We start from the raw sequence: 7,924 nt of genomic DNA, 5'->3' as shown, positions 1-7,924 counted from the left end.
CCAAACGCCATCCCGCCCCGATCAGTGGCCGCTCTGAAAGAGCTCACTGCTCGCCGCGCACCGCTCAGCCGCTGTCGGTGGGGTGGTTGAGGCATGCGGCTGACTTCAGACCGGGGTGAGTGCGGTAGGTCGGCGGCTGGCCGCTGAGGGGTGCCGGGATCTTGTCTCCCGTCCGGCGCGGGGGTGGCCGGACGGGAGGGTGAGTCGGAGCCCCTCCTTGGGTGTTCGTCAGCACGAGGGGTTCCGTGGCCTTCCAGACGGGAAGGTCCGACGCCGTGGGGCGCCTAGTGTTCATGGTGGTGGTCCTGTGGTGGCCGTCCGTGGCGCTGGCCGCTTTCTCCACTCTTACGGGTTGGAGCGGGCCAGGATCTGTGCACGCATGACCACTTTTGTGGGGTAACCCCCATCTCTGCGAACTCTATTGTTCCGTAACTTCATGATCACGTGGCGTGTTCGATGGTGGGCGGACCATGCTGGCGTCCTGCTTCCGCGGGCGCTTCAGCACCGCCGCGCGGAGCGGTGCTTCCAGACGCCCAGCCAAAGGGAACGAGGACCGATGCCCATGACGCAGGCGCCGGCCGCAGCGGATGCGGCGGCCCACCACTCGGCCAGGCCGCGGGCTGTGCCCGAACACCTGGCTCTGCGGCCCCCGCCGGACCGATCCGGATTCCCGCCTGCAGGACAGCTGTTAGCCGTACCTGTGCACCAGGGGCATGAGGGGGCGCCGTGATGATGCCCTCCCCAGTGCCGGAGCGCTCCGACGGCGCACCCGTAGCCCGGCGCGGCCGCAAGCCGGAACCGATCGCCGCCGGTGTGGGACTGGCCCACCGGGCCTGGCTGGAGTCGGTCCGCGCCCGCCTGAAGGCCCGCGGCCTCACTCTCGATGAGCTCGTGACGCTCACGGGATTCTCCAAGACCCGGATCTCGGAACTCCTGCGCGGCAACGGCTACTACCCGGGCTGGGAGATCACCTTCAGCATCATCAAGGCGCTCGAGATACCAGCCTGGCCGATGCGACGGCTCTGGACCGCGGCAGCGCAGGAGGCCAACAAGCAGCCGGCCTGGATCCAGCGGTCCATCGACCGCGTCGTGCCCATCGAACGAGAGCATCAGCCCACAGCGCACCAGGGCTTCGTCCAGCTGATGGCCGCCCCCTATACGGCCTACGCCCGCGCCTTCCTGCTCACGGACCAGCGCGCCCAGTGGGTCGTCGCGGAAACGTTCGACATCCTCTGGCTGTGCTGGGACGAGGCCGCGACCAGTGAAAACGCCCCCCGCTTCGGCTGGCGGCTGCTGCGCTCCAGGGTGCTGGAGCGCGCGCACCGCCACCCGGAGGGTCACGTCGACCTGCGGGCGGCCGCGCTGTCGGCGCAGACCCAGCAGGAAAGCACCGACCTGGCGGAACGCCTCTCGAGCATCGATGAACTGGTGCCCCTGTTCGATGCGATCGGCCGTCTGCCCCGTGATCAGCAGGACATCACGGTGCTGCGCTATCTGTGCGGGATCGACGCCGAGACCGTCCCGGACGTCGTGGGCCTGACGCCGGCCGCCACCCGAGCCATCGATGGCCACGCCCGCGCAGCCCTGGCAGACATCTACCACCGCCGACAGACCAGGGAGTAACCACCCATGACCGCCACCGACACCACCATCGACCGGCTGTTGTCGCGTGCCTTGCTCCAGCAGCAGCCCGCGGTGCCCGCCGACACGGTCCCCTACGAGGACCGCGCCTATCCCGTCCTGCCCCTGGACGTGACGCTGTGGGTGGACACCGAGACCCGGACAGCCGACGACACGGCCATGAACCACCTCAACGCCCTGTGCGAGGCAGCGGTCAGCCACTCCACGGCGTTTCTCGAGGACTTCGTCACCGAGCAGCTGCCCGCACCGCACGGGGCCTGGGTGCTGGGCTGCGTCCTGCAACTCGCCGACGCAGACGAAGGCGCCCGGTTCTGGTGGCAGTACGCGGCCGGCGCCGGTGACGATGCCGCCTCCTACTGCCTCTACCTGCACCACCGGGCACTCGGCGAGACCTATGCCGCGAACTTCTGGCGCGAGCAGAGCAGCATCGCCACCGAGCAGGAAACGGAGACCGTCACGGTGCCGGGCGAAGACACCGGAACCGACACCGTATGCATGGACCGCAGCACCACTACCGTCCTGCGCGTCCTCGACCGGCTGGCATCACCGGGCTCGCGGACCCGCAGTGAAACCGTCACCGCCGTACTGAGTTACGTGCCGGCCGCCGTGACAGCGGGCTACGACGCCCACCCCGACCGGGAAATCCCCCTGCCGGGCGAGGACTTCGCCACCCATATCGCCGTCATCCTTGCCACGACATCGCACAGGTCGTCCTCGTCGACGTGCCAATGGCGCGACAGGTCGCCAGCCACGGCACTGCCGAATCGTGCGGACCATGCCCGCCGCGGCCTGCGGCGCGTACAGGACGCCGCACGCGGCAGGCGCAGGGACGCCGGGGCCCGTTGACGGACCCCGGCGCAGCGGGACCGAGAGAATGGATCAAAAAGTGAGCACAGTGCACACATGTCGCCTGGTGATCCGGAAATCGATGTCAGCCACGCGGCCCGCGGCCGTCCGGCGAGGCGCCGAGCACCGTCGCGACCCGGGCCTGCGCCTCGGCAATGTACTTCTCGCTGGCTTTCTTGAACTCTGAACTGGCTGCCTGTTCCCGCACATAGGCCTCCATGCCCTCCCGGATGAGGGCGTTGGCGGTCGTGGACATCACCGCCGCCATGGCCTGGATACGGTCAAGTAGCTCTCCTGGAAACCGGACCGACACAACGACCTGCCGGTCCTTGCCCTCAGCCGTTGTCTTTCCCTGATCGTTCGACATGCGTGTTCCCTTCACCGGGGACTGACGCCCCGTCCGTGCCAGGGACCGGGGCACGCCACTCCCGTTTCGGGGTGCCGAGAACTCCCAGATCCCAGCACCCTCGCTGACTGAACGCCGATCAGACTACGGCACTACATGCAGTCTTGTAGTCCCTCTGTCGCATGTGCCGTCTTAGATATCCCCTACCGGTCACCGGTTGTAAAGCTTCTGGTGTGTCCTTCAACACTTCCGGAAATCTGGCGCGTCGTGGGCGCGTCGTAGTCGGACATGCAATCCTCCAACTGGGTTACACGAACGCCCACATGTATGGGGTCGCTACGCGGCGCACTCGACCGCGTACGCCCCGCGCACAGCCGCAAATGACGAGCACCCACCGAGGAGTTCACGTGCACGACCTTCCCGAGGCCCTCAGTAACGGCCCCAAGCAGCCCCTCGGCGCCGGCGGCGTCACCGCCCACGTCTGCGGCACTGCCCTCAAGATGCTCGACGCCTTCGGCCACGAGAAGATCTACGGCCAAGACATGGACGAGCCGCTCACCCAGGACGAGCAGGACGAGAAGGTCCTCGCCCTCCTCGGCCAGCGCTACATCCCCCCTGGCGTCCCCTCTCAGGACGCCCACGAGGAAGCCCAGGCCAAGGCATGCCGACGCCGCCTCGTCGAAGCCGTCAAAAGGACACTGCACGGCATCGAGAACGAAGGCGGCCGCACGCCGACCGTGCTGGGAGCCGACGGCACCCCCGCACAACGCGAGGCCGAGTTCCGCGCCCACGTCCGCGCCGAACAGCCCGTCGTCAGCGTCTCCTTCACCGGATCCCTGCGCCGCTGGCTCTCCACCAGCGACACCCAGGCGACCTCGATCTCCGTCACCACCTACATCCCCGGCAGGCCCCTCTACGCCGCCCAGGTCACCGCCGACACCGCCCTGCTGAGCGACTGCTCCGGCTCCTGGCGCCTGACCCTCAAGGACGGCTGGCTCGCCATGACCGGCGAACCCGTGGTGGCCGAGGAAGACCCCAACTACGTCGTCCTGCCGCACTCGATGATGGACAGCGCCTCCCGCATGCGCCGCCACTACCCCCAGCCGCTCTACCCCTTCGACACCAGCAGCGCCGTCGCCCAGGCCGTCCTCGGCGGCAAGGTCCCCGTCGCCTTCCATCTCACCGAGCCGGTCCTGAACTCCGCGATCATCCCCGTCGCCACCGGCCACGGAATGATCGTCCTCTTCCTCGACAGCGGCGAACTCCTCGAAAAGCCCTGGGACGCCAGCCGGCACATGTACAAGGCCGTCACCGGAGAGCAGTCCTTCGGCGACTTCATCATCGCCCGCGACCTGTGGGCCGCCCGCCGCATCAGCCGCATCCTCAAGACCGAAGCCCGCGCAGCCGAAGACCTCGACCCCCTCGCATCGCTCGACGACCTCGACGACGACTTCGGATTCGACTTCGACGACGCCTAGAACACCAGGCGCCCCCCACCCGGCGCCGGAACACCCCCGCACACCCCTCAAGGAAACACGCATGAACGACGTCCCCCTCGCCCTGGTCGACAGCGGCGAGAACGCCGACCCGTCCTCCAGTAGCAACTGGTTCAAGGTCATCCCGCCCAAGCCTGTGCGCGAGCGCTGGGCCCGCAAGATCAAGGGCCTGCGCCGCCCGATCGGCAGCTTGGCCCTGCCCGCGATCGCCACCACGGCGGTCCTTCACTTCAGCAATACCATCGAAGCCGGCGACAGCCTCATGGCCTTCGGCCTGACCAGCCTCATCGTCGGCTACGACACCACCATCGCCGTCTGCCGCACCAAGCGTGTCAGCCCCGCCGACACCACCGCGAGCGACAACGGGACCACGACCGACGCCGGCCTGGCCCGCCGCACGGCCTAAACCCCCTCAGGGGCAGGAGATCTGCCTGCCCCTCCTACGGCAGATCACGTGCTGCTCGCCTTCAACAAAGGTCTGCGACGTCCTAGTCACGCCGGTGATGCCCACGAGCACGGGCCGGCCCGCCATACGCTGACGCTCGCCCGGCCGGACACCCGCCAGGCAACCTCACCCTGGGGTGCCCTGATGCTCACCCTGACCCAAGTACGGGGGCAGGACCTGCGATAACGCATCGAAGTGGTCGTTTGCCGTCTCACGTGAGGCCGAGCGCAGTGTGTCGTGTTTGAGCGCCGCGTCGTACCACCTCTCGTCGCCCTGGTAGGCAGGATCCCCCAGTCGGAAGCGCTTCCCCCAGCCGAAAGCAGTCTCGTGCACGGCCTTGGCACCGTCTCCTGGAACCAGACACCGCAGACCCGGGTCATTCCGGCGGAAAGCACTGAAGAGCCTGGCCAGAGGACTGGTGTTGGGTGCGTATCCCAGCCTCCGGGCCTGCCCGGGCGAAAGCGGGCCGAAGCCACGAACCGCGTGGACGACAGCCCGCCACTCCGGGCTGTCATAGTTGAACGCTGTCTTGGTGAAGGTGACGGGCACGTGGTCGCAGTGGATTTCACCAACCAGCCTGCCCTTCATGGGGAGGTCCGCTGGATACTCCATCAAGACGTGATCGGGATTCTCACCGAAGGAAAACAGGCTCTTGTCCCTGATGAGGACCTTCCGGCCGCCGCGGTAGAAGTCGATGCCGTAGTCGGACGGGTGCAGGTAGCGCTGAACACCCAGCCACCCCCACACGCGCTGTTCGGTACGTTCAAGCCGTGTCCCGCCGCAGTTCCCGCAGTTCGGCGACCCGAGCGGGCTTTCCTGCCCGCATTCCTGACACCAGTAGAGCGTCCCCAGCACGACATCGATCTGCTGCACGGCACACACACTCTCCCCGCGCCGTTGCACGAAGCGGTTCTCCCCCCAGATGCACGGCTCTCGGGCAGACACCAACCGCTCCGACACCGTCAGACAGACCTGCCGCTGACGCAGCGGGTAACTGTAGGCATCACCCAGATGGTCCCGCAAACGGCGCAGCCGGCTGGCAGACCAGTCGGAGCGCAGGGCCTCAATGGTGATCCGTGTGCCCTGCTCCGCGGGGCCCTTCTTGGGCTCCGCGCTGATCGGGATCCGCCAGGTGGAATCGGCGATCAGTGAGCCCAGGTCGAGGGTGAAGAGCGTCCAAGCGGCATCGTGCTTGCGGGCGGTGCGCAACGTGATGCGCGAGCCTAACCGCAGGCAGGCGATCAAAAAGCTGGCCCCGAACACGTTCTGCCCTTGCGCCCCGCCCGTCCAACTCGCCCGCAACGACTGCTCGATTGCCTCACGGCCAAAGCCGCCGTCCTGGCCGGAAACGGTGACGGACCGGCCCCCGGGACGTGCCGTGTCGTCGCGGAAATCGACTGCGACCGAGGACAAGCCTCCCCCTCCTGCACCGCCCTTCAAGATGACGTCCACCAGCTCCGCGATGGCGACCCAGTCGTCCAGCGGGATATCACCCAGCGCTGCCAGCACGGCCGGAGAGACCGTCACGTCCAACGGCGCCAACCGAGCGGCGCCGCGTGTCGCCCGCCAATGCGCCTGAGCGCGATCCCACGCCGCTCCCCAGGCCTCTGCCTCAGCGCCTTTGACCCCCAAGACGTCAACGAATGTCACCACGAGGTCTCGCCGGAGAGGCGATGACCCCTTGAACGCAGCGGCCAAGGAACTACGCCTAAGCCTTCGCCCGCTCCGGCCCACCAGCTCACGCAGGCTTGGCTGACCAGCCTCATCACGCAACTGGCCCATCGCCGTGCGCAGCTCGTCAAAGCTCCCCACGTCCTCGATCGCCATGACATCGACGTCCTGGACGGTCGGCTCAAGAGCTTCCTTCGCCTTCAGCCACAGTGTTCGAGCCGTCCCCACATCGGTACCGCATGCCAGGGTGAACGCCTCGACCACCAGCCACCGCGAGGGCCAGCCGCTGGCCGCCCGGTGGAGACTGCCCCTGCTCCAGCCCGTAGCCTGCTCGAGTTGCTGGTAGGTCAGACCGGAAAGGTGGCGCGACTGCCGCAGCCAGTGCGCCACCTCTGCCATCTCCGGCACCCGGGCAATAAGTGACTTCTCACGTCGCCCCGCCATGACAGGAACCAGCCGTCACATGCGGTCGTGCGGGGACAGCTGCAGCACAGCCACCATCACCGCGACGACCAACTCGGCCAGCAGCGCCTGGACGACGCCCCGCCACGCTTCCGCCTCACTCAGCGCGGCCAGCATCACGATCACCACCGCGATGACTGCCACGACCTCGGACTCGTGACGCGGCGCCGGCGTGCAGTCGCCGACACACAACAGAGCCTTACTCATGTGTGAACTCCCTTGATGCACCTCGGACATATGCGCCCTTGCCCGGCGGCAGGTTTGGGGCCTGCCAGCCGCTGCGCACTTCTCAGATCCTGCCGGACCCGGTGTGTGCGGAGCTACCCGGAAGGAACGCTTCAACGCTTTGTCCCACGGTGTCCGGGAACCAGAGCGTGATGCGTTTGCACTGCTCAAAGGCTAGTTCGGATATAGCGGTGAGAGCAACGAGGCCACTGTCCCGGTCGTGTCCAGACGGGGAGTTGCCATCGCTGGCGGCCCTGGGACACCCTGTGTGCAGGACCCGGCACCTCGGACCACACCGTGCAGGGACCCGGACCGCAGCGCATTTGGGGTGCGCCCGGTCGACGGCGGGGCCGCGCGCCTAGCGCGCGGCCCACCGCCCCCAACTCCTGGCGTTCGAGCTTGCGGACAGCACCTCATCAGGGGTGAACGCACACTGGTGATCGTGACCGCAGAACGCTGCAGCCGTGCAGACCTGTGATCTTCGTTGCGGCACGTCACGAAGTTCCCCGCCTGCGTGCCCGGTGCGGGGGTGGTTGCGTGGTGCGGTTCCCGTCGCCGGTCAGGTGGCCGACGGAATGCGTGCGGCGAGTTCCCGGGCGAGCCGTCGCGCCGTCTCTGCTTGGTCTCCGGTGCCGTTGGCGAGCTGTACCAGGATCGTCAGCACCTGGTGCGCCTCATCAAGGGTCAGAACGGGCACGCGCTCCGCACTGACCTCACCCGCATAGAAGTCGGCGTCAGTGAGCTCGAATACCTCGTCGAGGCAGGGATCTTCCACACCTTTCCAACCAACTT

8 protein-coding genes are annotated in these 7,924 nt (G+C 67.5%); 4 read left to right on the top strand and 4 right to left on the bottom strand.

The features are described 5' to 3' along the window. Positions 1–729 precede the first annotated feature (729 nt). Both ACIRD7_RS43185 and ACIRD7_RS43180 read left to right on the top strand, forming a co-directional pair. On the top strand, positions 730–1,623 hold the full coding sequence (locus tag ACIRD7_RS43185; protein WP_403461556.1) for an XRE family transcriptional regulator: 894 nt from the start codon (positions 730–732) through the stop codon (positions 1,621–1,623). Positions 1,624–1,629: 6 nt separating this feature from the next. After that, a complete protein-coding gene (locus ACIRD7_RS43180; protein ID WP_403461555.1) occupies positions 1,630–2,487 on the top strand; it encodes a hypothetical protein in 858 nt (285 codons plus the stop codon). A gap of 85 nt (positions 2,488–2,572) precedes the next feature. On the opposite strand, the gene ACIRD7_RS43175 is transcribed toward ACIRD7_RS43180, so the two are convergent. After that, a complete protein-coding gene (locus ACIRD7_RS43175; RefSeq protein ID WP_403461554.1) occupies positions 2,573–2,854 on the bottom strand; it encodes a CopG family ribbon-helix-helix protein in 282 nt (93 codons plus the stop codon). Between the two features lie 386 nt (positions 2,855–3,240). Between ACIRD7_RS43175 and ACIRD7_RS43170 the strand changes: the two genes are divergently transcribed. Together ACIRD7_RS43170 and ACIRD7_RS43165 are read left to right on the top strand one after the other, a co-directional pair. Next, positions 3,241–4,311, top strand: coding sequence for a hypothetical protein (locus tag ACIRD7_RS43170; protein WP_403461553.1), 1,071 nt, complete (start codon positions 3,241–3,243; stop codon positions 4,309–4,311). Positions 4,312–4,372: 61 nt separating this feature from the next. Continuing rightward, the gene (locus ACIRD7_RS43165) at positions 4,373–4,735 is read left to right on the top strand and encodes a hypothetical protein (RefSeq protein ID WP_403461552.1); all 363 of its coding nucleotides are present in this window, start codon (positions 4,373–4,375) and stop codon (positions 4,733–4,735) included. Between the two features lie 165 nt (positions 4,736–4,900). Here the strand turns inward: ACIRD7_RS43165 and ACIRD7_RS43160 are convergent, their stop codons facing one another. The 3 genes from ACIRD7_RS43160 to ACIRD7_RS43150 form a co-directional block, all read right to left on the bottom strand. Then, positions 4,901–6,844, bottom strand: coding sequence for a hypothetical protein (locus ACIRD7_RS43160; RefSeq protein WP_403461551.1), 1,944 nt, complete (start codon positions 6,842–6,844; stop codon positions 4,901–4,903). Positions 6,845–6,904: 60 nt separating this feature from the next. Then, positions 6,905–7,114 (bottom strand): hypothetical protein, encoded by a 210-nt coding sequence (locus tag ACIRD7_RS43155; protein WP_403461550.1) that lies wholly within the window; start codon positions 7,112–7,114, stop codon positions 6,905–6,907. Between the two features lie 577 nt (positions 7,115–7,691). Beyond that, a partial coding sequence (locus tag ACIRD7_RS43150; protein ID WP_403461549.1) for a DUF6417 family protein occupies positions 7,692–7,924 on the bottom strand: 233 nt, incomplete at its 5' end.

This window comes from Streptomyces sp. NPDC093568, from assembly GCF_044764945.1.
In the GTDB taxonomy this organism is placed as follows: domain Bacteria; phylum Actinomycetota; class Actinomycetes; order Streptomycetales; family Streptomycetaceae; genus Streptomyces.
The sequence above is the reverse complement of the archived record's forward strand: the minus strand, read 5'-3'. Positions and strand labels throughout refer to the sequence as shown.

Coding starts and splice junctions, on each gene's coding strand:
- ACIRD7_RS43155 (WP_403461550.1), bottom strand. CDS start 7,114: ATGAGTAAGGCTCTGTTGTGTGTCGGCGACTGCACGCCGGCGCCGCGT.
- ACIRD7_RS43185 (WP_403461556.1), top strand. CDS start 730: ATGATGCCCTCCCCAGTGCCGGAGCGCTCCGACGGCGCACCCGTAGCC.
- ACIRD7_RS43165 (WP_403461552.1), top strand. CDS start 4,373: ATGAACGACGTCCCCCTCGCCCTGGTCGACAGCGGCGAGAACGCCGAC.
- ACIRD7_RS43175 (WP_403461554.1), bottom strand. CDS start 2,854: ATGTCGAACGATCAGGGAAAGACAACGGCTGAGGGCAAGGACCGGCAG.
- ACIRD7_RS43180 (WP_403461555.1), top strand. CDS start 1,630: ATGACCGCCACCGACACCACCATCGACCGGCTGTTGTCGCGTGCCTTG.
- ACIRD7_RS43160 (WP_403461551.1), bottom strand. CDS start 6,844: ATGGCAGAGGTGGCGCACTGGCTGCGGCAGTCGCGCCACCTTTCCGGT.